This window comes from Rhodococcus sp. 27YEA6, from assembly GCF_044908235.1.
GTDB lineage: Bacteria > Actinomycetota > Actinomycetes > Mycobacteriales > Mycobacteriaceae > Rhodococcus_F > Rhodococcus_F qingshengii.
Map to the genome: position 1 here is coordinate 44643 of NZ_JBIYCY010000016.1, position 26376 is coordinate 71018.

Genomic DNA, 26376 nt, shown 5'->3' on the forward strand with positions numbered 1-26376 from the left:
GGTGCAGCTAAGAAACATCAGTCACAGTCGCGACAGACGTTGCTGCCGCCGTCGAACTGAGATGGATGTCGCTGAAGGAAACACCCCGGGCAGAGGCGGTTGTTCGCGGCACGGGCGACATCGCACCCGCAATGGCCGCTGCGGCATCGTGGGTTCGTGCACTGCTGGCAGCGTTCGGTAATCGTGAAGAGATCGTCACACGTTTCGCAGGTCCACGAAGATGCGCCTGTTTGCTTGGTGCCTGGCCGGGGAAGTGCGAGGGGGGTCCAGGCGGCGTGATCGGTCACCATGATGGCGACCAGGTATTGGTCGTCGAACCACCTCGCCTGACCGAAAAGCGATTCGCTAGTGCTCCCGTTTCGGTAGAGAATGCGGGTGTCGTCGCGGGTGGCGCCTGCCCCAGGATTCAGCAGCGCTGCGGAGATCAAGTCCGCCCGGGACTGATCGGACCCCTTCGCAGGCGGGATGAAACTCCTTGACGCGGTGAACAGAACTGCGCCAGTTTGGTCGAGGAGTACAACGACACCAGAACCGTGAAGCTGTCTTGCTGCCCATACGCAGCATGCCTCCCGTGACGCCGACGAGAACGAGGTGAATAGATCCACCACATCCTGCGCTACAGGACCCCGAGCGTCGATTTTCTGCAGAAGATCGTCGTCCGGCAGGAGGACCTGGGCCGCGAAAGCGTCGCAGGCTTCCTCCTCGAACCGATCAGGGGCGCTGTAGCGGAAGACTGTGCTTCCCAGATCCAAATCCGTTTGCTGAAGGTGATGTCCGAGCTCGTGTAGGGCAGTGAACTTACTGCGACGATTGGACAGGGCCTTGGTCACCACGAGTGTCGGCGGGTCAGACTGATAGGTCCCCGCCACTGAACATCCGTCGGTTCCGGGGGTCTCCTCGACGATCGTCACCGTAAGCTCATCCCACTGAGACAGTTCCGCTACCGAATCGAACCGAAGTCGCTCCAATGCCCCAGGATGGGCGCGTTCAACGGTCTCCATCATCGCTCGCGCCTGCGCCTGAGCCTCGGAAATGTACATCCCCGCCATCAGGGCGTGCCCTGCTCGTCTTTGAAAGAGCGAAATTGCGCCAGACGGGCCGACCAGTCCGGCTTCCGAGATCCGGTCTGCCGGGCGGCCACGGCGAACATCTCGTAGCTTGCACGCAGTCGTGCGGTTGTTTCGTCTGTCCCATCGCGCAGCGCCCGTGCCTGCCAGACGGGCCGCCATCTCGGATGATCCACTTCGATGACGAATTCGTGCGGCAATGGTTGTACCGACTCGGCGACTAGATCACGGTCGATACCGGTAACGGCAACTACCACATCCACCACCTGGGGGCTCATCGGTCTTTTGCCGCGCAGCAGATTCATCACGTCAGGTTGATCCAGATCCAAAGCACTCAATGCGGTTACCAGGGAAGGCAAGTCGACGCCCTTCCCCAGAACCGCCGCTAATGTTCGGACGGGCTCTTGGTCTTTTACCTCGGTAGGGAGGGCAGGGGCAGCACGCAACGCTACGAGATCATCTTCAATCTCCGCTCTGACAGACGCAGGGTAGTCGAATTCCGTCTCAGCCGGTTCGCCTCGCCGCATCCCAGCGCCAGGCACGGACGTCGGATAATCTGCTGCGGCGGCTATTGCGCGCGTGACGTCCTCGGGCCATTTGTCGATGATTTCGTCGAGCACGCGAAGAGGGAGAGTACTCGCCAGATCCATCCACAAGGTCGCCTCCACACCGAAGACGGTGAGAGAAGGCGCCAGGACGAGGCATCGGTCGTCCTCCGAAACGGGCTCGAGAGTCAACGGGATCACCCCGACATCGGCGTCTTCGATTTGTGTCACCGCGACGAGGAGGCTGACATCGCCCCACGCAGCGCGCCATACCTGGCCAGCGTCCACTTCGTAGTCTCGTGGATCTCCGAACCGTTCACGCAGACCGGAATCTGACAATCCTCGGGGTACTCGTGCTTGCCTTGCCAACTCTACGAGGCGACTCGGCACTGTTGGTTCACTCACGATGCCCTCCCGTCAACTCGACATATGCTGTGGCGCGGTATTCAACTCTGACGTCGCACCGTTCGCAACGTCCGGGCCCTTTTAGCTCGTCGCTGGTCCACCGCACAGCCAGATCACCTCCAATGTCACTTGCTCAGCTTCAGGGCCTGTGCCCGCCAAATCGCGGATCTTTGCCTTGAGCCGAGTCGCGAACTGCGCGGACTGGCTTCGTCCGAGGCCAAGGCGTTCCTGTACGGCTGAACTGTCCAAAAGTACACGCAGGACCGCTCGCTCAGTTTCCGTCAGCCTTGTGAAGATCTCGGCAGCAGCGCTGGCGGCGTCGATTTCAGAGTCCACTGCCACAACGAGATCCTCCGGCGTTGTCTCGCAGGAGGGAACTTCTGAGCTTTCCATTTTGCCCAATGACATCTCCACTGGATCCAACGCCGCGGCGAATCGACGGGCGAACACATTCACCAGTTGAGCGATCTCGAGACTTCCCTCGGCAGTTGCCAGTACGGCACGAGCAATGGCTGTCATAGCTCCGCGGTCAGCGACGGGTGGTCGGCGCGACGTACTCGACCACTTCGGCACCCGGACGTTTGGCACCTCCCACGCAGCCTTCACAAGGAGATCGGGGTCTCCTGCCCACGGGGTGCTATCTCCGTCCACCAATCGCCAGCGGCCAGCACCCTCGTCGCCATGTGTGACCTTCTCGAACTCACTTTCCTCTCCAAGGACCTTCTCAATCGAGCGGCGCAGCGCTCCTATCCCCGTGGAACGGGCCCGATCAATTAGCCAGTTTCGGATCGACCTGCGCAGTAGGCGGCCGAACGAGTCGTCATTTGAGGCTTGCGCCGCGAGCGCTACTGTCAACCGTTCAATTCGGTCGACCAGAAAGTCCTGGACGACGTCGTCGAGCTCTGCCGCTCGATGTGCCAGCGCGGGAAACTTGCGGATTTCCTCAGATATCAGCTGTCTGGTCAACGCGAGCCCCACGGAGCCAAGACAGCCATTTTCACGTAACTCCCTAAAAGCAGAGATAGGGCACCCCCCTTCCGGCCGGTAAGACTGCCAATTACAAGTTGAGAGCTATTCTGCCGGATCCGCAGTGATACGGGGGAGCTTCGACTTGCGCTTACTCGTTTCATCCCTTCGCTCGGGAATTGGCGCGGGATGTGGCTGTTGGATGTGGTGAGACTTCGTCGTAGTTCGTTGTGGGGAACCAGTCGAGCCGACTGATTGACTTCGCCGCAATGACATGTCGACTACTGATCGGTGTTCTCGATGCAAACGCCCCTACTTTGAGTGCTTTTCGACGTTGGCGGTCGCAACCGAAGCGAGCTCAAGGGCTTGTTCCCGTCCTGATTCGTGCCGAGCAGCGTTCCGGGGCTGTAGGTGATCTGCACGATCGACTGCCCGACCCGTGAGGTCACCCAGTACACGGGTCCAGTGGGGATGTCGGGGTGGCAGATCAGTGATGTACGACCTTGTCTGGCAACCGATTCTTCACCGGCGGGTGCATCGAAGGCTTCTTGGGTCTCGGCGTAGGTGTAGCCCTTTTCGGTGAGGATGCTCTGCCAACTCGTGCAGCGGGCGGCGAGATTTCGATAGGACGCCAGCGCAGCGGTTGCCGATGCAGCATCGGTGTCGATGAAGGCCTGGCTGCTGATCGTTTCGACCTGTGCGGCGGCATCGAACGTCCATGCAGCGCCGGCCTTGTCGGTCATGTTCGCGGTACGCAGGCTCCACGACTGGTTGCTGCATTCTGGCTGCGTCGTCTCCTGGAGCTCTGTGGCTTCAGGGTCGTTGTCCGACTGCGGTTTCCAGCCCATGTCGGGCAGTTGCCCCGTCGTGAGAAGCAGACTCTGCGCTGCGGGTGTTTTCGCGACGGAGGAAGACGGCGTGGTTGTAGTCGAGGCCGGCGCGGAGGCAATCGTCGTCGGTGTAGCTGTTGTCGACGAGACCGTCGGTGTCGATGACTGACCAGCAGTGCTTGCGGCCTGGTTCTCCTCCGACGAGCACCCTGCGAGCAGTGACATCACTACCAGAGCGGTCGCAGCAGTGGTGACTGATCGCCCGTTCCGATTACGGAGGGCAGAAATTGTCGGTGGAACGGGGCGTCTGAGCACAGACGGAGTGTAGACGAGCTGTCCTTATGTCCGATTTTGATCGACACTAAGGAGGAATTCTGTCGAAAAACCTTTAATAGGAGTAGTTTTGGAAGATTTTGTTCGATTATGCGCGTGTTTCGAGCTCAGAGCAGAACCCCGCCCGCCAGATTGACGCCCCGGAGCGGGCAGGTATCGACGCCAGAACATGCACACCGATCACGTGGGCGGCGCGAAAACCTCACGGCCGCAACTCGACGCAGTGCTGACGTGACTCATCACCCCGAATTGCCTCTGCGCTGCCCGGCGGCAAATTACGCCCGTAGTCTATTCTGCGCAAATTCGGCACTGATACCGTGCTGCCTACCTCGCCGTGCCGCACCGCGCTGCACCGCGAGAAATCATCGTCGTGTTCGACATCAGGCAGCGCGAGCACAAGCGCACTGGGCAGCCGTCAAGGTGCATTCGCCTCGCGTGGTTTCGTACGTCGCTTGTACGGGCAATTCAGCACCCGTCTCCCGAGGCCAAAGTACAAATCCTGCAACGGTTCCCACTGCGGCAAGCGCTGCAAGGATGCTCCAGGTGACCGCAAATCCCGCGCTCGAACCAACCCATCCGGCGATCGGATAGGTGACAAGCCAGGCGAGGTGTGACAGGGAGAACTGGGCTGCGAATACCTCCGGTATACCTGCGGGGTCGACGGAGCGCCGAAGTACTTTTCCGGTCGGAGTGACGATCATGGCCATCCCGGCGCCGACGAGCGCCCACACTGCGGCAGTGAGCATCCACGTGAATACACCGGCCACGGCGAGGGCTGCTGCCGCGCCGGCGCTGACGACCAGGACAACGGAACCTGCTGTCATCACAGTACGTTCAGCGGTTCTGTCGAGAACGCGTGGAAGAAGAAGCGCGGTCACCAACGTGCCGGTGCCTGACGCGGCAAGCATCCACGCCACGTCGGATTGGGTTCCACCGAGCTCGTCGCGGACGTAGTTGACGGTGTTGACCACCACGATCGATCCGGCTGCTGCCACCACGAGATTGAGTGCCATGATGCCGCGCAGTCGCGGCGTGGTCACGAAGATCCGCACCCCCGACGCGATCCGATCCCACGCCTTGCGGTGAGTACTTCGGCGAGCGTTGGGGATTCGGGTGGCCAGCACGAGCAGTGCCGAGACCGCAAAGCCCACGGAGGTGGCGACGAACAACAGGTTGAATGTCATGAAGGACAGTGCGACTGCGGCAAGAACAGGGCTGAGCAGGCTTTCCATCGTGTAAGCGACCTGCGATGCCGACAGTGCGCGGGTGAAATCGGCCTCGTCGGTCACGATGTCAGGGATGACCGCTTGGAACGTGGGAGTGAACGCTGCCGACGCAGCTTGGAGAACGCCCACCAGCACGTAGATGTGCCAGATCTCGCTGACGAAGGGCAATGCGATCACGACCGCTGCGCGAATGGCGTCGAGGGCAACGAGGAAAGCCCGTCTCGGCAACCGGTCTACGTACGCCGCCGCGAGTGGAGCGATCACGACGTACAGGGACATCTTGATCGTCAGCGCGGTGGCCAGCACGGCTCCGGCGCTCGGTCCGGCGAGTTCGTAGGCGAGTAGACCTAGCGCAACCGTCGCCAACCCGGTGCCGAACAGCGCGATGATCTGGGCGCTGAAGAGCAGGCGATAGTCGCGAATCAAGAACAGACGCAAGCTGTTCCGTTCCGTTGCGGACTTAGCGATCCGGTTCATTAGGTTTCACTCCCGCGACAAGATTGAAAGCTCCGGTCAGGACATTGAGGGCGACGATTCCGACTACGTCGGCGATCTCGCGATCACCGTAGCCGTGCGCTCGAAGGCCCGTGATGTGTTCGTCTGAAATCGAGGCAGGCTCCCGATAGACGCGAAGTCCGAGGTCGATTATTGCCGCGATCGCGGGATCGGCCGAGGTGCCCGCGCGGGCACGCTCGATCTCGTCCGCCTCGACCCCGTTGGCGTGCGCGGCGGCCACGTGGGCTTCGAGGCAAACAGCGCAACCTTGCTGGACCTGCACAGCGATAGAGATTCGCTCGGTGATCTTGCGGCTGAGTTTCGCTCGCTTCATTGCCCGGCTGAGTTGCAGATAGCCGCCCAGCACAGCGGGCGAATGAGCCATCGCCGCGACCATGTCACCGACCTGTCCGTGACGGTTCACGAGTTCGGCGAGAAGGTCTTTCGATGCACCGACAGCGGTGGTGGGCGTGAGAGAAGCAAGGCGCGACATAACGAGTCCTAAGTGGTTCCGCCGGTGGTGGGTTCGGCTGGTGATAGCGGCCGAACCCACCACCGGAGTTGGTCAAGAATTGACGGTGGATTGAATGGTTCGAGGATCGTCGACCTTGGTCGACCGCATCACGATCGCGGTGATTGCTGCGCCAACCACTGCGATGGCGGCTGCTCCGAGGAACACGGCGGAGAAACCGTTCGTCAACTCCGTCAGGTCACCGAGTTGATCAGCGCCGAACACTGCTGCGATCGCGGTCATCACCGCGAGGCCGACAGCCGAGCCGATCTGGTAGCTGACGTTGACGACGCCGGAAGCCAATCCGCCCTCTTCCGGGCGTGCAGCCGAAATCGCCGTACCGAGTGAGGGAATGAACGCCAGCGTCATACCTGCCGCAGCCACGAGCGACGCCGGCAGTACGTCGACCCAGAAGTTGCCGGTGGGCCGGATCAACGACATCCAACCCAAACCGATTCCCAGTACCAGCAATCCGGTCACGATCATCGCTTTTGCACCGAAGCGTGCCATGGCCCGTGGTGCCACGACGACCATGCCGAGCATGACGAAGATCGTCATCGGCAGCAGCGCCGCACCGGCCGGGAAGGCGCTGTATCCGAGCACTTGCTGCAGGTACAGGTTCAGGAAGAACCACATCGGTATCCAGGCAGCGCCGAGGACGAGCTGAGCGATGTTCGCGGCACCGAGGTTGGGCGCCTTGAAGATTCCCAGACGCACCAGAGGTTCCCGACGCTTCGACTGGATCAATACGAATGCACCCAACAGAGCGGCCGAAACGGCGAGCGCCAGCCACGTCTGCCCGGATCCCCATCCGACATCAGGTGCTCTGACGATGCCGAAGACTCCGACAGCAAGACCTGCGGTGACAGCGAGTGCGCCGAGGAAGTCGATCGACCCGGTACGTGCCGGTGCGTTCGGCATCAGGAGGGGAGTAGCGATCAGCGCGATGACAGCGATGGGAATGTTGAGGTAGAACACCCAAGGCCAGCTGGTGTATTCGGTGATGACGCCGCCGAGGAACACGCCGGCCGTACCGCCGGCCGGGGCGGCAGCGCCGTAGATGGACAGCGCCTTGGTCATCTCTTTCTGCGTGCTGCCGAACAGCATCATCAGCAAGGTGAGCGCCGACGGCGCGATGAGTGCGGCGCCTGCGCCCTGGACTGCACGGCCCGCAAGTTCGACGGCGACGTTACCGGCGGCACCGGCGACAACGGAACCGATCAGCAGGATCAGCCAACCAGCGGAGAACACTCTGCGGGCGCCGAACAGGTCGGACAGGCGGCCGCCGAGGAGGAGTAGCCCGCCGAACGCGATGACGTACGCATTGAAGACCCAGGTCAGGCCTTCTTGGGAAAAGCCGAGATCGCTCTGCATCTGGGGGAGAGCGACGCCGATGATGGAGGTGTCCATGATGACCATGAACTGAGCGGCGGCGATCAACGCCAACGCCCACCACTTACGGGTGGATTTCGGTTGTGTGGACATTCTGAGTTCCTTACCTGTACGGGGTATAGGTGATGCTTGTGTGGTCAAGGGGTGTCGTAAGCGGGCCTGGGTGACATCGGCGCAGCGCTTCGTTGGGGTGCACGGGGAAATGCTGCTCTTGGAACTCATTCGGCCGGCGCTCTGCGTAGATGCGCATCGGATCTCCTTCGAGTGAATTCAGGGTGTTCGAGTAGTTCGTTGCATACCCTAGGGGGGTATGGTACAAATTGCAACAGGTTCGATGTCAAGGAGTGCAGAACCTGACGCAGACGGCAACGAAAGTGCTGCCGACCCAAACTTTGGAGGGCAAGATGTTCGGCGACAACGGCTACACACTGGAATTGGCAACGTCGGAGGCGGCCGTCGGCAGCCATGTCCCCTTGCAGTTCCGGATCCTGGATTCGGTTGGAGCTCCGTTGACCCGGTACACCGACACCCACGACAAGCAGTTGCATCTGATCGTGGTCGGTCTGGACCTGACCGGATTCCAGCACGTGCATCCCGAATTGGACGAGAACGGAAACTGGCGTGTGTCAGTCGATTTCGATCACGCGGGAGACTACCGAGTCTTCGCTGACTTCATCCCGGACGGCGGTGACGGAATGACGCTGAGTGCGGATGTACGAGTCGCCGGGTCCTATGATCCTCGGCCGTTGCCCGCCGCTGCTGCCGTCACGACGGTCGACGGCTATACCGTCTCTCTCGAAGGCGCGGCCCATGCCGGCCAGACATCGAAGCTCACGCTCTCGGTCAGTCTTGACGGAATCCCGGTCACGGACTTGCAGCCCTACCTTGCCGCGTACGGGCATCTGGTCGCGTTGCGTGCCTCCGACCTCGCCTATCTCCATGTCCATCCGGACGGCTACCCCGGTGACGGTGTCACGCCGGCCGGACCGGCAATCACCTTCTACGCCAACATGCCGAGCGCCGAGGATTACCGGTTGTTTTTGGACTTCAAGCACGGCGGAGTGGTGCGTACGGCGGAATTCACGCTGACGGCCGACAATGCGACCCCACCTGCGTCCGAACATGCGAACCACGCGCACCACGGGCACTGAGACCGAATGCGTTTCGCAGCAGCGGGAAAACGGGCATCGCTAATCGCCATGCACCCATCTGTTCGCGCAGTAGCGAAGTGCGTGGCGATGTGCACAGTGATTGCTCTGCAAGACAAGGGAAGTCGAAGAGTATCCGCACATCGCACCGGTAACGAGAATTGTTGCGAAGTCACGCGTTGACGAACAGGAGGACATCGAATGTCGGAAGCGACAGAAGTTGGCAGTGCGCCAAGCAGCGCTCCAAACAGTGTCCAAAGCAGTGATGCGACCGGCGATGTGTGCTGCACGGGAGATTCGCACGGCTACATCACCGCCAAGGGCGACTACCTGGCGCGTCTGCGTCGCATTGAAGGTCAAGCTCGCGGCCTGCAGCGCATGGTCGACGAGGACAAGTACTGTATCGACATCCTGACGCAGGTGTCGGCGATGACCAAGGGCCTCCAGGCGGTGGCCATGGGCCTGCTCGAGGACCACATCGGCCACTGCGTCGTCAAAGCCGCTGTTGCCGGTGGGCCCGAGGCGGACGCGAAGATCAAAGAAGCGAACGACGCGATTGCGCGATTGGTCCGCTCATAGAATTGTGATGAACATTGATACCTTGGTGCGCATGTTCAGTATCGAGATCCGTCGTACATTCGCTGTGAGGCAGGGGCTTCCGGCACCGGTGCGGGACGCGAAGAACTTGCCGCCGCTGATGCCTGCCGACGGATTTCGCGTGACGATGCGAGTGGCGTTCTCGTTCGAGGACGACCAACTCGGAGAACGTGGATGGTTTGTCGACACGGACGCTCTGGACGAGTCCGTCGATCGATGTGCCGAGCAATTGGCGAGCGGTGCCTGGCCGGAGATTTTCGATTTCCGTCCGTCATTCGAGAATGTCGCGAAGTGGGCTTTCAGTGAACTTGCGTCCAGCATTCCTCAGCTGACCTACGTCGAACTCGACAACGAGACGATCGGTGTGGCAACAAGATACGTCAGATCACAATGATCTGACGTATCTCGTTGACGCACCGCGTTCGGTCGACCGGCCTACTGGTAGAGGCGCAACGCAGAACCGATGAAGGTCTTACCGAATGCGAGTCCGGCCTTGTTGAAGTAGAAGCTCAAGACCGTATCTGCAAACGGGACTGCGGACACCGTTTTGGTGATCTGTGACTCGGCGTCTGCCCACTCCGCGCATGCTACGTCGCCGGTCAAACCGGAGGCCTTGGCAACGGCTGCTTCGTAGGCGGGGTTGTTGATCGAAGAGAAGTTCTTACCTGCTGCCGGAGCAGGACCGGAGAAGAACGGGACGAACCCGCTGGGAACCGAATTGTTGATCTGGATCCACGCGATGTCCCACTGGTTGTTGTCCTTGCCACTGAGCATGACGTCGACAACCTTGGTCTGGTCGGCTCCTGTCACCTCGACGGTCGCACCGAGGTCGGACCATGCCGACTGGGTGAGCTCGGCTGCCGCGCTGCGCGCATCTTCGCCGGCAGCGTAGAAGAGGCGGAGGGTCAGCGGCTTTCCGTCCTTGCTTCGTTTGCCGTCGGAGCCGGCGGTCCAACCTGCAGCGTCCAGTGTTGCCTTTGCTGCGCTGAGGTCGAAGTCCGGAATGTTGCCTGCGACAGAGTCGTACACACAGGCTCGGGGCTCGACGGAGACAAGACTTGTTGCACGGGTGCCCTGGCCGCCAGTGATGACTTCAGCGAGATCGTCGAGATTGACAGCCTGGACGAGAGCTTTTCGAACGGCGGGATCACTGGTCGGATTGTCCGCAATCTGATTGAAGTACATCTGACCGGCGGGAAGTGGGCGCTGGACCGAGTCGAAATTGGCGGCATCGATGCGATCCTTGTCCGGACCGGCGATCGGAGATGCGCTCAGTTCGCCTGAGAGAAGCTGGTTTGCTGCGGTGCTGACATTGGGTGCCATGACAGCAATGACTGTCTTGGGGACACCCGGTGTGTCGGAGGTGGTGTCGTCGGGCCCCCAGCTGTAACCGTCACGACGCTCGAACGTGTAGTGGTCATTGGCCGAGACTTCGGTGACTTCGAACATGCCGGAGCCCAGCGACTTGTTGTTCGAGGCGGTCGGATCTTCGAGTCCGGCATCGCACATGATCGGGAGGCGACTGATGGTGAGGAGGAGGAACGGGGTCGGCGCCGGAGTGGTTACCGTAATGGTGCGGGTGGCGAGATCGGCAGTGGCCGAAGCGCCGATGGGAACTGTGGTGCCGCGTTGTTGTGAACCCTTGGCTGGATCGGCTACGAAGTTGATGTTGTTCGCGACGGTCTGCGCAGTCAGCGTCGACCCGTCGGTACAGGTCACGCCTTCACGAATGGTGAAGGACGCGGAGGTCGGCGTTTCTTCCCACTTCTCGGCCAACCATGGTTTGAATTCACTGGTTTCAGGATCCTGGTAGACCAGGGAGTCGTACGCCAGCTTCGAAATTTCCGCGGTTGCCGCAGAGCCGGACATGATCGGGTTGAGTGCACCCGGATCGCCTTGCAACGCGTACCGGAAGGTTCCGTCAGTCAGAGGCTCACCGCCGCCGGAGCCCGAGGACGTGCCTCCCGAGCTGCAAGCCGACAATACGAGCGCGAGCCCCGCGGTCGCGGCAAGCGTCGAATAGGAGCGGTGTTTCATTGTGCCTCCGTGAAGGAGCCGGGGCCCGGGAGTGAATCGTGAGGGCGCAGTCGAGTGTGACCGCTAAATCTTGGCGTAGGACGTGACGGGCATCTCGGTCGATCCTCACGAAAATCGGGCGGATTTTTGTTCGATTTCACGAAGGTTGGAGTTCTGGTTCAGTTCACGGGGAGTCGAGGTCACTTCGTCGTGGCCACCCGGTCTCCGTGAGCACGGTTGCTGGAACTGACCTCAACGGGGAGGTGGGGCCGAGACCGTGGAGGTCTGCGTCGTCGTCGATTTCGGACCAGAATTCGTCCGCCGAAACATCAAGGCCGAGAACGATCCACGGCGGTCCGGCTTCTTGGAACGCGTACGAGACGGTTCCGGTACGCGGAACTGTCAAATCGAACAGTCGGTCTCCGACGGGATAGCCCTGCTGCTCGCCGACCAAAGTCAAGGTAGTCGGTTCGAAGGATGCATAGCGCAGAATCTTCTCGACTGCGCGGTCGAAGCTCTGCTGGACGCTGAACTCTTCGTCCGAGTTCGAACCGGTGAACTCGGGGAAATGCGCACAACACAAAACGTATGGGCCTGCTGAGCTGCAGTAGAGACGAAACACGGGAAATCCACCGGCCACGACGTGACGTTAGCAGGGCGTCGAAATGGAGAAGTTGCTGTTTCAGCAAAGATGGTTGCGTGAGTTGTGGAAGGTCGTTCATCCTGGGTGCATGAGCAACGAACACCACAATCACCACGAAAACTCCGATACCACCGAGAATCCGTACGCCAAGGCGGACGCACAGTTCTGGAACTCGCTGTACGAGGAACGCCCCGCGCGCTGGAGCGGAAATCCCAACCCACAGTTGATTGCCGAAGCCTCCGACCTGGAACCGGGCACGGCACTCGACGTCGGTTGCGGCGAAGGTGCCGACGCTTTGTGGTTGGCGCGTCGCGGGTGGAAGGTCACCGGCACCGACATCTCGTCGGTTGCGCTCGGCCGCGCCCAGGCTCACGTCGAGGGCGAGGGCGTCGACATCGAATGGCTGGAAGCCGACCTGACGAAGTGGGATCCGCAGGGGCGCTCGTTCGATCTGGTGTCCGCGCAGTTCTTCCACATGCTCGAACCCGCGCGCGGGGAATTGTTCCGTGCTCTCGGAGATCTGGTCGCGCCCGGCGGGCATTTGCTGATCGTGGGCCACTCACCTCACGAGTCGCCGACCGAGCACCATCGGGCCATGCTCCATACACCCGAATACGTGGAGTCGCTGTTCACCGATGGTTGGAAGGTGTTGGTCTCGGAGTCGCGGGAACGTGATCTTCCCGCGAACCCCGAGATGCATCACACGACGGATACCGTTGTGCTGCTTCAGCGATTGAGTGCGAGTACCGACAGCAACTCGTAAGCGACGTGAGCCGCTGCGATACCGGTGATCTCGGCGTGGTCGTACGCCGGCGCTACCTCGACGATGTCGGCGCCGACCACGTTGAGTCCCACCAACCCACGCAGTGTGTTCAACAATTCGCGAGAGGTCATGCCGCCCGCTTCGGGTGTTCCGGTGCCCGGAGCGTGGGCGGGATCGAGTACGTCGATGTCGACGGAGACGTACACCGGGCCACCGTCGAGGCGCTTACGCATGCGCTCGACGATGCTGGCGACGCCGTCGACCTCGTAGTCGTCACTGCGGATCACCTGGAAACCGAGGACGCGGTCGTCTTCGAGGTCCTTCTCGCTGTAGAGCGGTCCACGGATGCCGATGTGCTGCGAACGCTCCATGTCGATCAGGCCCTCTTCGCTGGCGCGGCGGAAGGGGGTGCCGTGGGTGAAAGGCTGACCGAAGTAGGTGTCCCAGGTGTCGAGATGAGCGTCGAAGTGCAGGACGGCGATCGGGCCGTGATCGCGGGCCAGTGAACGCAGGATCGGCAGTGCGATGGTGTGATCGCCGCCGAGCGTGAGCACGGAGGAACCGTCGGCGCGCAGGTCGGTGACGGCGGACTGAACCGTCGTGAGAGCTTCCTGGATGTCGAAGGGGTTGACGCCGATGTCGCCGAAATCGGCTACCTGCTGGTTGGCGAAGGGCGAGACCTTCAGCGCTGGGTTGTACGGACGCAGCAGCTTCGACGCAGCGCGGATGTGCCCCGGACCGAACCGGGCACCGGGGCGGTAGCTGACACCCGAATCGAAGGGGATGCCGAGGATTGTCACGTCGGCGCGCGAGACCTCGTCCAGGCGCGGGAGACGCGCAAAGGTGGTCGGCTCGGCGTAGCGGGGGACGCGCGTGGCGTCGACGGGTCCGATGAACGATCCGGGGTTGTTGGTAGCCATGTGCAGAGGTCCCTGCTCTCGATTCGGCGCACACCGGGCGCCCTTCAGTGATGTAGCTCTCTGAGCAAGTATGGTTTCTTCAAGAGGCTCGGTTGTCAACCCCTGTTTCCTGAAAGGGACACGGCGGTCGTGAAGGAGTGGGTTCAGTGGCCAAGGCGAAGGAAGCGGTCGAGCCGATCGGACCGCGCATCGGGGCGAGGCTCAAGGCGGCACGTCAATCGAAGCGGTTGACCCTCGACGACCTGGCCGAGGCCTGTGGTGTGACCAAGGGGTATCTCTCGAAACTCGAGCGCGATCACGTCAACGCGTCGGTGGCGACCCTGATCAAGGTGTGCGCGGTGCTCGAGATCCCTGTCGGATCCCTGTTCGAGAATGCGTCCGCCGGTGAAGTGGTCCGCGCCGACGCCATGCCGCAAATCAGCTTCGGTGGCGAAAAGATGACGGAGTACCTGCTCACGCCTACCAACGAGCGTCGAATTCAGGTGCTGCTGGGCGAGCTGGAACCAGGCGGCGGAAGTGGTCGGGAGTTCTACAGTCTGCCGATCGACGTGAACTTCGTGCACGTGCTCGAGGGCGGCTTGCGGGTCTCGTTCGAGGGCGGTCGGACGGATCCGAACGGTGAGGCCGTCGATGCCGAAGACGTCGTACTTGCGGCGGGCGATTCCTTCACATTCACGCCGACGCACAACCATAGTTTTCAGGCCGAAGGCTCGGTTCTGGCGAAGGTTCTGTGGGTCTTGAATCCGGCATTGCCGGAAGGGCCCCGCGCGTCGTCTTCGTGAGACTCGAATCCGTGAATGTTGATTCTTAGGAAACAAGAGTTGACATGATTGGCGGCACCCGTCACGCTGGTAGTTGTCCCCGTCACACACACCGTCGAAAATTGGCGTCACGGAACTCCTGAAGGAGCGCACCATGCATGTCGATTCAGTTCGAGTTGGCCTGTTCCAAGGTCCGCTCACCACCCCGGACACCTTTGCGTCGGTGGAGTTCAATCTCGCTGCAATCGACACTGCTGCCCGCGAGGCTGCGGCATCCGGTGCGAAGATCCTGCTGACGCCGGAGATGTCCGCAACCGGCTACGACATCGGTGAACTGGTGTCGCTACGCGCGGAGCCGGCCGACGGCCCTATCTTCGATTCCGTCGCCGAGATTGCTCGAAGTGCAGGCATCGCAGTCGTCTACGGCTACCCCGAACTCGACGGGGGAGACGTCTACAACAGCGTGCAGGTGGTGGACCGCGACGGCACTTCGCTTGCGCACTACCGCAAGACGCATCTGTTCGGCACGCTCGACCGTGAGCACTTTCGGCCAGGTGAGACCCTGGTGGTCGGGTTCGATTTCGAGGGCATCCGCTGCGGATTGTTGATCTGCTACGACGTGGAATTTCCGGAAGCGGTTCGGGCCCATGCCGACTCCGGTACCGAATGGCTCATCGTGCCGACAGGGTTGATGACTCCGTACGAACACATTGCGCAGCAAGTGGTTCCGGCCCGCGCATACGAGAGTCAGATGTTTGTCACCTACGTCAATCGCTGCGGCGCCGAAACCGAGCTGACCTACTGCGGTCTCTCGTGCGCCATCGCGCCCGACGGTGCCGAGTTGGCGAGGGCCGGCGGCGACCAGGAATTGCTCTTCGCGGACATCGCCGCCGCCACCGTCGCGCAATCGCGCACTCTCAATACACATCTCGACGATCGACGCCTCGATCTGTATCCAGACCTTCCTGTCACGACTGTCTCCAAGGAGAACCGTAGATGACCATCCCAGTAGCTCCGGACAGTTCCTCGGAACCCGGCAAGCAGCCGCCCCTCACGATGTTCGGACCGGATTTTCCGTTCCCGTACGACGACTACGTTTCCAGTCCGGCGGGACTCGGCTCGGTGCCCGATCTGGCACTGGGTACAGAAGTTGCCGTGATCGGTGGCGGACTCTCCGGCATGATCGCGGCCTACGAGTTGCTCAAGATCGGTCTCAAACCGATTGTCTACGAAGCTGATCAGATCGGTGGCCGGATGCGGTCGGTCGAGTTCGACGGGCACCCCGGGGTTGTCGCCGAGATGGGCGCAATGCGTTTCCCACCGTCGTCGACAACGTTGTTCCACTACCTGAACGAACTGGGTCTGCAGACCGAAGAGTTCCCCAATCCCCTTGCCGAGGTCACGCCGAGCACCGTCATCGATCTCAAGGGCGAGAGCCACTACGCGCACACTCTCGAGGATCTGCCGCCGATCTACACCGAGGTGGCGCAGGCCTGGCAGCGCACTCTCGAAGAGCATGCCGATCTGATTCCGTTGCAGCAGGCCATTCGTGACCGCGACACCGCAGAAATCAAGCGGATCTGGAACGACCTCGTGGTGCGCTACGACGACCAGACGTTCTACGGATTCCTCGCCGCGTCGAAGCATTTCAAGTCCTTCCACATGCGGGAAGTGTTCGGGCAGGTCGGATTCGGTACGGGCGGTTGGGATACCGACTACCCCAACTCGATCCTCGAAATCCTTCGTGTGGTCATCACGGCCGCCGACGACGACCACCGCGGCATCGTCGGTGGATCGCAGCAGCTGCCGATGCGGTTGTGGAACCGCGCCCCGGCGCACATGGCGCATTGGCCTGCCGGTACTACGGTCGCTTCGCTCAACGACGGTGAGACGCGTCCCCGCGTCACCGAACTCCGGCGTACCGAGCCCGGCAACATCACGGTCACCGACTCCGAAGGTTTCATTCGCACGTATGCGAGTGCCGTTGTGACAGTGCAGAGTTGGATGCTGCTGAACAATATCAGGTGTGACGACGATCTGTTCCCGATCGACCACTGGACTGCGATCGAGCGAACTCACTACATGGGTTCGACCAAGGTGTTCGTTCTCGTCGACCGCCCGTTCTGGAAGGACAAGGACCCCGTGACCGGCCGTGATTCGGTGTCGATGACACTGACCGACCGTATGAGTCGCGGCACCTACCTGCTGGATCAAGGCGAGGGCAAGCCAGGCCTGATCTGCTTGTCGTACACCTGGTCGGACGATTCGCTGAAGCTGCTGGCGCTCGACGCCACCGAGCGCATGAACATCATGCTGCGCTCTCTCGAAGAGATCTACCCCGGCGTTGACTTCCGCAGCCACATCATCTCGAGCCCGGTGACGCTGTCGTGGGAAACCGAGCGCGACTTCATGGGCGCATTCAAGGCGAACCTTCCGGGGCACTACCGCTACCAGGAGCGCCTGTTCTCCCACTTCGTGCAGAATGATCTCGAACCGCGTCATCGGGGAATCTTCCTCGCCGGTGACGACGTGTCGTGGACCGCCGGCTGGGCTGAGGGCGCGATCCAGACCGCGATCAACGCGGTATGGGGCGTCGTCAACCATCTCGGCGGCGCTGCGCCTGCCGAGAATCCCGGACCCGGCGACGTGTTCGAGGAGCTTGCTCCGATCAGGTTGGGCGACTGAGCTCACCGCAACTGCCGAAATGTCGTGCCCGATGGGGGTTGGTACTCCTATCGGGCACGACCTCTTTCCGGTGATCCACGCAACACTGGAAAGTGTTCGGATCCAATAATTTCCAGGAGGGTGTTCAATGGCGAGCACATCATCGGCGACCAAGACCGCAGCTGCAGAATCGAGACCGGCAGGCGGTGATCGATCCGGTGACCCGGCGCTCGAACTGGTCGCCGAATTGGCCGCAGCGGGCCAGCGACTCGTCTTCCGTCAGGGTGACAACCTGAACAGTGACGATCTGACCTGCGTGGTGCTGTGGCCGTCCGGAGAGCCCTCCCTCTCCGATCTGTGCGAGAACTTCGAGTCCCTCGGACTCCGAGTTTCGACGCACCGCCCCCTTCCGACCGTTCTGGGTTCGGCGCACTACTTCACCTTCGAGCCGAGCACCTTCGACGGCAGTGCGCTGGAGAAGATGGCGGACGCCTTCGAAGCCGTCATCGCCGGACAGACCCGGATGGACGCATTCTCCAGTCTGATCGGACGAGCAGACATCACGTGGCGCGACGCAGAGTTGCTGCGCGCTGCGTGCCGTTTCCTCGCTCAGGCTCGTATCGGGTTGTCCGAGAGCTACATCGTCGGAGTGTTGGCAGCGAAGCCACTCTTCGTACGGCAGGCGATCGAACTTTTCACCGCGCGTTTCGACCCCGCCGTGGCGGGTGTGCGTGAGACAGCTGTGGCTACCGCAACGGCAGCTATCGACGAATCAGTCGACGGTGCAGACACTCTCGACGAGGATCGCGTCTTGCGCGGCGTGCGTTCGTTCCTGCAGGCGACTCTGCGCACCAACTGGTACCTGCGCGGTGAGAGCGGCGAACCGCTACCGTACGCGTCGTTCAAGATCGACTCGCAGTTGCTCTCCACTCCGCAGAAGACCGTTCCCTTCCGCGAGATCTACGTCAGCGCACCCAATGTCGAAGGCGTGCATCTGCGTAGTTCCTCCGTCGCCCGTGGTGGCCTGCGTTGGTCGGATCGATACGAGGACTTCCGCACCGAGGCTCTGAGTCTCATGAAGACCCAGAGCGTGAAGAATTCGCCGATCGTTCCTTCGGGAGCCAAGGGCGCGTTCGTGGTTCGGGGCACGTCGTCACCGACTCCGGCGCAGGTGCAGGAGTCTTACAGCACCTTCATTCGCGGCCTGCTGGACGTGGTGGACAACATCGTCGACGGCGCTGCGGTACACCCGGCAGAAGTAATCGAGTACGACGGTGAAGACTCCTATCTCGTCGTGGCAGCAGACAAGGGGACAGCGCGGTTCTCCGACGTCGCGAACGGCATCGCCGTCGAGCGTGGTTTCTGGCTCGGCGACGCTTTTGCTTCCGGCGGTTCGGCCGGCTACGACCACAAGGCGATGGGCATCACCGCTCGCGGCGCCTGGGTAGCGGTTCGACGGCACTTCGCCGAGCGCGACCTCGATGTCGACACCGATCCGTTCACCGTCGCGGGTATCGGGGACATGTCCGGCGACGTGTTCGGCAACGGAATGTTGCTCTCGCACAAGATCCGTCTGGTCGCGGCATTCGATCACCGCCACATCTTCATCGACCCGAACCCCGACACCGAGACGACGTTTGCCGAACGCGCTCGCCTCTTCACCGTGCCGCGCTCGTCCTGGGACGACTTCGACCGCACCGTGATGTCGCCTGGTGGTGGCGTCTGGCCGCGGAGCGCGAAGTCGATCCGCCTTCCGCTCGAGGCGCGTGCGGCCCTCGGAATCATCGAGGAGAAGCTGACCCCGCAGGAACTGATCCGAGCGATCCTGTGTGCTCCGGTGGACCTGTTGTGGAACGGTGGCGTCGGTACCTACGTGAAAGCGTCGACCGAAAGCAACGTCGACGCGGCCGATCCGTCCAACGACGCAGTTCGCGTCAGCGCTGACGAGTTGCGTGCGACGGTGGTCGGTGAGGGCGGCAACCTCGGCTTCACCCAGCGTGCCCGCATCGAATATGCCGCTGGCGGTGGCCGAATCAACGCCGACTTCATCGACAACGCGGCCGGCGTGGCTACCTCGGACCGTGAGGTCAACATCAAGATCGCACTCGCGGCGTTGGACTCGACCTCGCGCAATGAACTACTCGCGGCGGCCCAGGACGAGGTGGCCGCATCGGTGCTCGAGGCCAGTGAAGATCAGACCCTCGCGATCAGCCTGGCCGAGCACCGCGCACCGGCCCTGCTCGATCAGCACGAGCGGTTGATCGAGAACCTCGTCTCGGCGGGCGCCATGAAGCGACTGGAAGAATCTCTGCCCGACGCCAAGGCGCTGGCGGTCAGGGCGCGTGCCGGGCAGGGTCTCCTGCGGCCGGAACTTGCTGTGCTGGTGGCGCAGTCGAAGAACGTACTGACGGCGGAACTGGGCGCATCGACGGTCCCGGACAATCAGATCTTCGCCGATCGTCTCCCGCAGTACTTCCCGCTCTCCGTCGTCGAGGCCGCACCGGACGCAGTCCGCGCACATCGGTTGGGCCGCGACATCATCATCACCTCGGTTGTCGACGAACTGGTCAACCGCGTCGGACCCGGCGTGCTGTTCCGGCTCGAGGAACACCTCGGAGTCCACAGTCCGGAAGCGGCTCTGGCCTACGCAGTGGTCAGCGAAGTGCTCGGCACCGAGGAACTTCGGCGCGAGATCTTGAACTCGGAGCTGCGCGCCACCGAGCAGTTGCAGGCTCTCGATCGCTTGCAGCAGTTGTTGGAATCCGAGATGAGCTGGGTGTTGCGCCGCCCGGGTGCTGCCGGCCGGTTCACCGTGAACCCGCGCGCCGACATCGATCGGTGGGCAGCCCCGGTGCGGGAACTCACCGACGGTTTGCCGGCCAGCGAGCGCATCGAGGCGTCTTTCGGAGCACTCGCCCTGGCAGACATTGCACTGCAGGAGAATACGACGGCCGCGGCCGCAGCCGCGATCTATCGGGAACTCTCCGACGCTCTCGATCTGGGCGATGTTCTCGGCGGCGTCGACGTCGCCGTCGGTGCCTCGCATTGGGAGGTCATGGGCAGCGCTGCCGTCCATGCCAGGTTGACGGCGCGTTTCGCGGACCTCGTGTCCGGTGCGCTCGGTGAAGGTATTCCGGAGGTCGTCGAGTTGTGGACCGCCGCCAATCCGCAAGCGGTGCGCCGGTTCACGGCTTTGATGTCGAGCGTGAGCCGCAGTGGAGCGCTGGACACCGCCCGTCTCTGCACGGTCGACGCCGAACTCGAACTACTCGTCCGCGGTGCGTCGAGCTTCGCTTCGGTGCACGCGGAGGAGGGTTCAGCGGCCCTCCCAGGCGAGTAGCGATAGCAGCAGTTCGGCTCTGACCCTGGCCTGTCCGAGGTCGCATTGCAGCAGTTCCTCGATGCGTGCGATGCGACCTCGGAGGGTGTGCCGATGAACACCGAGTTCGGCTGCGGCCGATTCCCATTGGCCGTTTGCCTCGAGATAGGCGCGCAAAGACGCGGCCAGTGCGGTTCCGTGTGCCTGGTCGTGTTCCGTCAGCACAGGGATGGTGTCCGCTGCCATTGCGATCAGTGCGTCACGGGCAGGCTCGGATGCCAGAATCGTCGAACCACTCAGAGCGTCGAACTCGAGAATGCGGGCAGTGGCCGTCGTGAGATTGGCCGCGGCGCGGGCCTGGACGAGTGCGCGCGGTGCGTCCAGAAGACGGTGAGGGGTGCTGATTCCGGCACGCACGGCTTTCGCTTCGGTGGGGGAGAGCTGCGCCAGTAGTGTTTTGGCGGTGTCGATTGTGTCGGTTCCTCGGAGGAGGACGGTCAGCGAACCGTCCTCGGATTGCGCGAACAACGGCCGGCCTGCTCGCGCGAGAGCGTTGTCGAGTTCGCGAAGAACGGGGCCGAGTCCGGATCCGCGAACGTGGACGACACGAATGTTGCCGTGCGTGTCGCTCGCTTCGTCCAAGTACGACGGCACACCGTCCTGGGGGATTCGGCCGTCGAGTAAGAGCCCGAAAGCCATGGCGTTGAGTCGAGTTCGCTCGGCCCGTAGTCGAACCGGTTTCTCGAGTTCGAGAGTGAGCAGCGAGACCGCATGCCCGAGCAACACTCTGTCGATATTGCTCAGGGGCCCGGCGCCCGCCATGGCGAGGTAGCCGTGCCAGCTGTCGGTGACGCCGACGGGGGACAGTGTCAGCGTCCGTTCGGGTGTGCTCTGCGAGATCGACGCCGGAGCGTTGGGATCGCGGGTGGTGGCCGCGACCGCGCGAACCTCGGTGATCAACGACTTCTGGTTTGCCGGATGCACCGCGGTGATCCGATCACCGACAAACGCCACCGAAGTTTTTGTGGCCGTGGCCAGTTCACGCACGATCGCCGACACGCCACCGCGCAGTGCAACGCGGGTGATGCGCGTCTGTACTTCTGCCGCGCGGAGTACCGATTCGTATTCCTGCTGGCTCAGACGGGTCATCACCGCGCGCGTGACTGCCGCGAACGGGGTCGTGAACGGCACTTCCAGCAGGGGGAGTCCGCGGCTGCGGGCGGCGGCAATCAGGTCTGTGGGCACACTCTCGTGGGAAAGGCCGGTCCCGAAACCCAGAGCCGATACTTCTGCGGCGGCCAGACGGTCGATGTACTCGCTGTAGTCGGTGGCGTCCGCGCCCACCAGTGCCAGCCCGGTGGTGAGCACCAATTCGCCGCCGGAAAGCCACGGGGTGGGGTCCGTCAGCTCTGTGGCCTGCGCAAACGTGACGGGGTGGGTGGCAGCTGCTCGGTCGGTGAGCAGAGCCAGCGAGAGGTGTTTCTGGCGCAAGAGCCACGAGATCGGAACCGTCACCTGATCAAGGCTAGCTGTCGTTGCCGATATGGAGTAGCCCTGGAGCTCCGGGTATCCATTTCGGCAGTGCTTGCGATGCTTCGCGCGTCGCATACTCGAATGCAATACACAACCGAGAGGGTGGTCACATGAGTGCAATCGAATACCGGCTTCCGCAGGAGCGTCGCATCGTCACGGAGTTCCCGGGCCCGCGCTCGGCTGCGCTCGCCGAACGCCGTAAGAAGGTCGTCGGCGCCGGCGTCGCATCCACCCTCCCGGTCTACGTCGCCGACGCAGACGGCGGAGTCATCGTCGACGTCGACGGCAACTCGCTGATCGACCTCGGTGCCGGTATCGCGGTGACCAGCGTCGGCGCCTCCAACCCGGCCGTCGTGTCCGCAGTTCAGGATCAGGTCGCGCACTTCACCCACACCTGTTTCATGGTCGCTCCGTACGAGGGCTACGTCGAGGTCGCCGAGCGTCTCGCCGAACTCACCCCCGGTGACCACGAGAAGCGTTCCGTGCTGTTCAACTCCGGCGCAGAAGCCGTCGAGAACGCCGTCAAGATCGCCCGTCACGCAACCGGTCGCGACGCAGTCGTCGTCTTCGACCACGCGTACCACGGCCGCACCAACCTCACGATGGCACTGACCTCGAAGTCCATGCCGTACAAGAGCGGCTTCGGTCCGTTCGCCCCCGAGGTCTACCGCGTCCCGATGTCCTACCCGTACCGCGAGGGCCTCAATGTCGACGGCTCCAAGATCACCGGTGAGCAGGCCGCACAGCGCGCCATCACGATGATCGAGAAGCAGGTCGGCGCTGCCAACACGGCCGCCATCCTCATCGAGCCCATTCAGGGTGAGGGTGGATTCATCGTTCCCGCAGAAGGATTCCTCCCGACGCTCGTCGCGTGGGCCAAGGAGAACGGCGTCGTCTTCATCGCCGACGAGGTTCAGGCAGGCTTCGCTCGTACCGGCGCCTGGTTCGCCAGCGATCACGAGGGCATCGTGCCCGACCTGGTCACGCTCGCCAAGGGCATCGCAGGCGGCATGCCGCTCGCCGCTGTCACGGGCCGCGCCGAGCTCATCGACGCTGTCCACCCCGGCGGCCTCGGTGGCACCTACGGCGGTAACCCCGTCGCCTGCGCCGCTGCATTGGCGTCCATCGACCAGATGCGTGAGCTCGACCTCTGTGGCCGCGCACGCACCATCGAGTCGACCGTCGTCGGCCGAATGAACGCACTGGCAAAGGAACTCGACGTCATCGGCGACGTTCGCGGTCGCGGCGCCATGCTCGCCATCGAGCTGGTCAAGCCCGGTGGGCAGGAGCCGGACGCCGACATCACCAAGAAGATCGCCGCCGAATGCCTCGCTGCCGGCGTCGTGATCCTCACCTGCGGTACCTACGGCAACGTCATCCGTCTGCTCCCGCCGCTGGTCATCTCCGAAGAGCTGCTCGACGACGCGTTGACCGTCCTCGAGACCGCCATCCGCACTGCAGCACAGGGGAACTGACATGTCCAACGTCTCGGATCTTCTCGACTCGGTACCCAAGGGTCTCTGGCTCGGCGGCAAGCTCGTCCCGGCCGAGAAGACCTTTGCGGTCTACAACCCGGCAACGGGTGAGGAACTCGCCCAGGTAGCCGACGCCACCGCTGCCGACGGTATCCGTGCGCTCGACCTCGCCGCTGCGGCGCAGGAAGACTGGGCGGCCACTCCAGCACGTGTACGCGGCGAGATCCTGCGCACCGCCTTCGAATTGCTGCACGCCCGCGCCGAGGACTTCGCGCTGATGATGACCCTGGAAATGGGTAAGTCGTTGGCAGAGAGCCGCGGTGAGGTCAACTACGGCGGCGAATTCCTGCGCTGGTTCAGCGAGGAAGCAGTACGCATCGGCGGACGTTTCACGCAGGCTCCGGCCGGCAACGGTCGCATCCTGGTCACCAAGGAAGCCGTCGGACCGGTCCTCGCGATCACCCCGTGGAACTTCCCGCTCGCCATGGGCACACGCAAGATCGGACCGGCGCTGGCTGCCGGTTGCACCATCATCGTCAAGCCCGCCGAGGACACGCCGCTGACCATGCAGCTCCTCGGTCAGGTGTTCGCCGATGCCGGTCTGCCCGACGGTGTGCTCTCGATCCTCCCGACGTCCGACGCGGCCTCCATCAGTGGACCGCTGATGGAAGATGCGCGTCTGCGCAAGGTCACCTTCACCGGCTCCACTGGCGTCGGAAAGTTGTTGGTGCGCAATGCTGCTGACAAGCTGCTCCGCACGTCGATGGAACTCGGTGGCAATGCACCGTTCATCGTCTTCGACGACGCGGACATCGACGCAGCTGTCGACGGCGCAATGCTCGCGAAGATGCGTAACGGCGGCGAGGCCTGCACCGCGGCCAACCGCATCTACGTCGCCAACTCGGTGCGCGAAGAGTTCACCGACAAGTTCACCGCCAAGGTTGCGGCCTTGAAGGTGGGCGCCGGTGACGCCGAGGGCACCAACATCGGACCGCTGATCAACACCAAGCAGCTCGCAACCGTCACCGGACTCGTCGACGACGCCGTGTCCAAGGGTGCTCGCGTTCGTACCGGTGGATCGGCACCCGAAGGCCCCGGGTTCTTCTTCACCCCGACGGTCCTCGACCAGGTGCCCGCCGACGCGCGCCTGCTGAAGGAAGAGATCTTCGGACCCGTTGCGGCAGTGGTCGGTTTCGACACCGAAGACGAAGCGATCGCGGCTGCGAACAACACCGAGTACGGTCTCGTGGCGTACTTCTACACCCGCGACATCGACCGTGCGATGCGCGTCTCGGCCAAGCTGGACACCGGCATGGTCGGCGTCAATCGCGGCGCGATCTCCGATGCTGCCGCGCCGTTCGGTGGGGTGAAGGAATCGGGCTTCGGCCGTGAAGGCGGAACCGAGGGTATCGACGAGTATCTCGATACCAAGTACGTAGCGCTCTAACTTGCTGTGCGCCTTTATTAACCGCGGGCGGTTAATAAAGGCGCACAGTTGTCTATTGACCTAACGGAGTCGGGCGGTAGTACTTGCCCTCGTGGTAGAGCAGCGGTGCGGCAGCGGATTCGTCGTCTTCTTCGGCGTGAACCCGCGTGACGAGTCCGATGACCAGCGTGTGATCGCCAACAGGGATCAGCTGGTCGACCTTGACGCGCATCCAGCTGGGGGTGCCGTGCAGCACCGGCTCCCCGGTGTCGAGCACTGCCCACAGTGACTCGTCTGCAAAACGCTGATCGGCACTACGCGCAAAGCGCTGGGCCAGATGCTGCTGATGTTCGCCGAGAAGGTGGATCACCAAGGACTCGGCTGCCTTGAGTGCATTGATGCTCGACGACGTCTCCGCGATGTTGAACGAGACGAGCGGCGGCTCGAGGGAGACGGACGAGAACGAAGTGGCGGTGAAACCCACCGGGCCGGTACCCGAATCGAGGGTCACGACGGTGACACCGGCGGGGTGGCGGCGAAGCGCAGCGCGGTAGTCACCGGCGCAGATGCCGGTGGACAACTCGGGCGTCGCCGCTACTTCGGGGACGTCGGGGGTGGTGTGGCTGGAAACGGCATTCGGCTTGTCAGACAACGGGAACTCTCCGGCTGGAACTCGAGGTGTGCGGTGTGGTCGAGGTGACTGCGCTCGGCATACACAGACATGCGTCGGTGCGGCACAGATCTACGTGCCGTCGACGCCAGTGGTTGCCGGCCGGGGTCCTGGTTGCAGTGCACATGGTGCGTCTAACTATAGGTGGACGCACGTCTGAGTGGTTTCGGACCGGGTTGGCTGAAGTGCTTCAGTCCATGTCGACGGCGAGGCCGGCGGTGATTCGGAGGAGTTCGGAGTACGTCGTGCGAAAGACCGTGTTGGGGTGCCCGGCGGCTGCCCACAATTCGGGGTACTGCTCGAGGGCTGTATCGATGTAGGTGGGCAGGTTGGTGGGATGCCCGAGCGGAGCGACCCCACCGATCGGCTGGCCCGTTGCCGACTTCGCCATTTCCAGCGGCGCCCGCGTGAGCTTGCCTTCGAGGCGTTCGCCGGTGGCCTTCAGATTCACCTGATGCGCGCCGGAGACCAGCAGCAGGACCGGATCGTCGTCGAGAAGGAACACCAGTGACTTGGTGATCGCGCCTACCTCCACCCCGACGGCCGCCGCTGCCTCGGCCGCGGTGTGCGTGGCGTCGGGCTGCGTGACGATGACGCCGTGGTGACCCCGCGAGATCAGTGTTTCGGCGACGTGCGAGGCGTTGGGGTGGAGGAGGCTCGTCATGAGTTCA

24 protein-coding genes are annotated in these 26376 nt (G+C 62.7%); 11 read left to right on the top strand and 13 right to left on the bottom strand.

The genetic code is table 11. The annotated features are described in order from the left end of the window. Window positions 1-17: 17 nt before the first annotated feature. The 4 genes from ABH939_RS27695 to ABH939_RS27710 form a co-directional block, all read right to left on the bottom strand. Window positions 18-1004: an ImmA/IrrE family metallo-endopeptidase gene (locus tag ABH939_RS27695; protein ID WP_404650465.1), complete on the bottom strand. Its 987-nt coding sequence runs from the start codon at window positions 1002-1004 to the stop codon at window positions 18-20. 44 nt (window positions 1005-1048) lie between these two features. Then, entirely contained in the window at window positions 1049-1900 is an 852-nt protein-coding gene (locus ABH939_RS27700; protein ID WP_404650466.1) for a hypothetical protein, read from the bottom strand. 198 nt (window positions 1901-2098) lie between these two features. Then, a complete protein-coding gene (locus ABH939_RS27705) occupies window positions 2099-2536 on the bottom strand; it encodes a hypothetical protein (RefSeq protein ID WP_404650468.1) in 438 nt (145 codons plus the stop codon). 728 nt (window positions 2537-3264) lie between these two features. Next, complete coding sequence (locus ABH939_RS27710) at window positions 3265-3831, bottom strand: hypothetical protein (protein WP_338927313.1); 567 nt, start codon at window positions 3829-3831, stop codon at window positions 3265-3267. 19 nt (window positions 3832-3850) lie between these two features. Here ABH939_RS27710 and ABH939_RS27715 point away from each other — a divergent pair, with 19 nt between their 5' ends. Continuing rightward, on the top strand, window positions 3851-3982 hold the full coding sequence (locus ABH939_RS27715; protein ID WP_338927315.1) for a hypothetical protein: 132 nt from the start codon (window positions 3851-3853) through the stop codon (window positions 3980-3982). A 544-nt stretch (window positions 3983-4526) separates the two neighbouring features. On the opposite strand, the gene ABH939_RS27720 is transcribed toward ABH939_RS27715, so the two are convergent. The 3 genes from ABH939_RS27720 to ABH939_RS27730 all read right to left on the bottom strand — a co-directional run bounded on the left by ABH939_RS27720 (window position 4527) and on the right by ABH939_RS27730 (window position 7863). Beyond that, window positions 4527-5849: an MFS transporter gene (locus tag ABH939_RS27720; RefSeq protein ID WP_338927317.1), complete on the bottom strand. Its 1323-nt coding sequence runs from the start codon at window positions 5847-5849 to the stop codon at window positions 4527-4529. After that, window positions 5833-6360: a carboxymuconolactone decarboxylase family protein gene (locus ABH939_RS27725; RefSeq protein WP_007727110.1), complete on the bottom strand. Its 528-nt coding sequence runs from the start codon at window positions 6358-6360 to the stop codon at window positions 5833-5835. Before ABH939_RS27725 ends, ABH939_RS27720 begins: the two co-directional genes overlap by 17 nt. A 72-nt stretch (window positions 6361-6432) precedes the next feature. Beyond that, window positions 6433-7863 (bottom strand): MFS transporter, encoded by a 1431-nt coding sequence (locus ABH939_RS27730; RefSeq protein ID WP_338927320.1) that lies wholly within the window; start codon window positions 7861-7863, stop codon window positions 6433-6435. Window positions 7864-8114: 251 nt separating this feature from the next. Between ABH939_RS27730 and ABH939_RS27735 the strand changes: the two genes are divergently transcribed. The 3 genes from ABH939_RS27735 (at window position 8115) to ABH939_RS27745 (ending at window position 9909) form a co-directional block, all read left to right on the top strand. After that, window positions 8115-8921 carry a hypothetical protein gene (locus ABH939_RS27735; RefSeq protein WP_338927322.1) on the top strand — a complete coding sequence of 269 codons (807 nt, stop codon included), beginning with the start codon at window positions 8115-8117 and terminating at the stop codon, window positions 8919-8921. A 198-nt stretch (window positions 8922-9119) separates the two neighbouring features. Further along, on the top strand, window positions 9120-9497 hold the full coding sequence (locus ABH939_RS27740; RefSeq protein WP_064111441.1) for a metal-sensitive transcriptional regulator: 378 nt from the start codon (window positions 9120-9122) through the stop codon (window positions 9495-9497). Between the two features lie 7 nt (window positions 9498-9504). Beyond that, the gene (locus ABH939_RS27745) at window positions 9505-9909 is read left to right on the top strand and encodes a 6-carboxytetrahydropterin synthase (RefSeq protein WP_054187872.1); all 405 of its coding nucleotides are present in this window, start codon (window positions 9505-9507) and stop codon (window positions 9907-9909) included. Between the two features lie 41 nt (window positions 9910-9950). Here ABH939_RS27745 and ABH939_RS27750 read toward each other — a convergent pair whose 3' ends face one another. Both ABH939_RS27750 and ABH939_RS27755 read right to left on the bottom strand, forming a co-directional pair. Next, window positions 9951-11552 carry an ABC transporter substrate-binding protein gene (locus ABH939_RS27750; RefSeq protein WP_338927326.1) on the bottom strand — a complete coding sequence of 534 codons (1602 nt, stop codon included), beginning with the start codon at window positions 11550-11552 and terminating at the stop codon, window positions 9951-9953. A 163-nt stretch (window positions 11553-11715) separates the two neighbouring features. Next, window positions 11716-12171 carry a hypothetical protein gene (locus tag ABH939_RS27755; protein WP_338927328.1) on the bottom strand — a complete coding sequence of 152 codons (456 nt, stop codon included), beginning with the start codon at window positions 12169-12171 and terminating at the stop codon, window positions 11716-11718. A gap of 91 nt (window positions 12172-12262) precedes the next feature. Here ABH939_RS27755 and ABH939_RS27760 point away from each other — a divergent pair, with 91 nt between their 5' ends. Continuing rightward, window positions 12263-12937 (top strand): bifunctional 2-polyprenyl-6-hydroxyphenol methylase/3-demethylubiquinol 3-O-methyltransferase UbiG, encoded by a 675-nt coding sequence (locus ABH939_RS27760; protein ID WP_037129351.1) that lies wholly within the window; start codon window positions 12263-12265, stop codon window positions 12935-12937. Here the strand turns inward: ABH939_RS27760 and speB are convergent. Next, window positions 12901-13857, bottom strand: a complete 957-nt coding sequence (speB, locus tag ABH939_RS27765) for an agmatinase (protein ID WP_003941134.1) — start codon at window positions 13855-13857, stop codon at window positions 12901-12903. The genes ABH939_RS27760 and speB overlap by 37 nt on opposite strands. A 146-nt stretch (window positions 13858-14003) precedes the next feature. Between speB and ABH939_RS27770 the strand changes: the two genes are divergently transcribed. The 4 genes from ABH939_RS27770 to ABH939_RS27785 all read left to right on the top strand — a co-directional run bounded on the left by ABH939_RS27770 (window position 14004) and on the right by ABH939_RS27785 (window position 20622). Beyond that, a complete protein-coding gene (locus tag ABH939_RS27770; protein ID WP_082920573.1) occupies window positions 14004-14639 on the top strand; it encodes a helix-turn-helix domain-containing protein in 636 nt (211 codons plus the stop codon). A 133-nt stretch (window positions 14640-14772) separates the two neighbouring features. After that, window positions 14773-15618, top strand: coding sequence for a carbon-nitrogen hydrolase family protein (locus ABH939_RS27775; protein ID WP_063315099.1), 846 nt, complete (start codon window positions 14773-14775; stop codon window positions 15616-15618). After that, complete coding sequence (locus ABH939_RS27780; protein ID WP_007727084.1) at window positions 15615-17303, top strand: NAD(P)/FAD-dependent oxidoreductase; 1689 nt, start codon at window positions 15615-15617, stop codon at window positions 17301-17303. The genes ABH939_RS27775 and ABH939_RS27780 overlap by 4 nt, the downstream gene beginning before the upstream one ends. 127 nt (window positions 17304-17430) lie before the next feature. Continuing rightward, window positions 17431-20622 (top strand): NAD-glutamate dehydrogenase domain-containing protein, encoded by a 3192-nt coding sequence (locus ABH939_RS27785; RefSeq protein ID WP_404650469.1) that lies wholly within the window; start codon window positions 17431-17433, stop codon window positions 20620-20622. On the opposite strand, the gene ABH939_RS27790 is transcribed toward ABH939_RS27785, so the two are convergent. Next, complete coding sequence (locus ABH939_RS27790) at window positions 20599-22116, bottom strand: PucR family transcriptional regulator (protein WP_209448309.1); 1518 nt, start codon at window positions 22114-22116, stop codon at window positions 20599-20601. The genes ABH939_RS27785 and ABH939_RS27790 overlap by 24 nt on opposite strands. Window positions 22117-22244: 128 nt before the next feature. On the opposite strand from ABH939_RS27790, the gene gabT reads away from it, so the two are divergent. Further along, entirely contained in the window at window positions 22245-23609 is a 1365-nt protein-coding gene (gene gabT, locus ABH939_RS27795; RefSeq protein WP_007727077.1) for a 4-aminobutyrate--2-oxoglutarate transaminase, read from the top strand. Window position 23610: 1 nt separating this feature from the next. Beyond that, window positions 23611-25056, top strand: a complete 1446-nt coding sequence (locus ABH939_RS27800; protein ID WP_042922728.1) for an NAD-dependent succinate-semialdehyde dehydrogenase — start codon at window positions 23611-23613, stop codon at window positions 25054-25056. 52 nt (window positions 25057-25108) lie between these two features. Here the strand turns inward: ABH939_RS27800 and dszD are convergent, their stop codons facing one another. Next, window positions 25109-25687, bottom strand: a complete 579-nt coding sequence (gene dszD / locus ABH939_RS27805) for an NADH:FMN oxidoreductase DszD (RefSeq protein WP_003941189.1) — start codon at window positions 25685-25687, stop codon at window positions 25109-25111. 208 nt (window positions 25688-25895) lie between these two features. Beyond that, window positions 25896-26369 (bottom strand): YbaK/EbsC family protein, encoded by a 474-nt coding sequence (locus ABH939_RS27810; protein ID WP_003941167.1) that lies wholly within the window; start codon window positions 26367-26369, stop codon window positions 25896-25898. Between the last annotated feature and the right edge of the window lie 7 nt (window positions 26370-26376).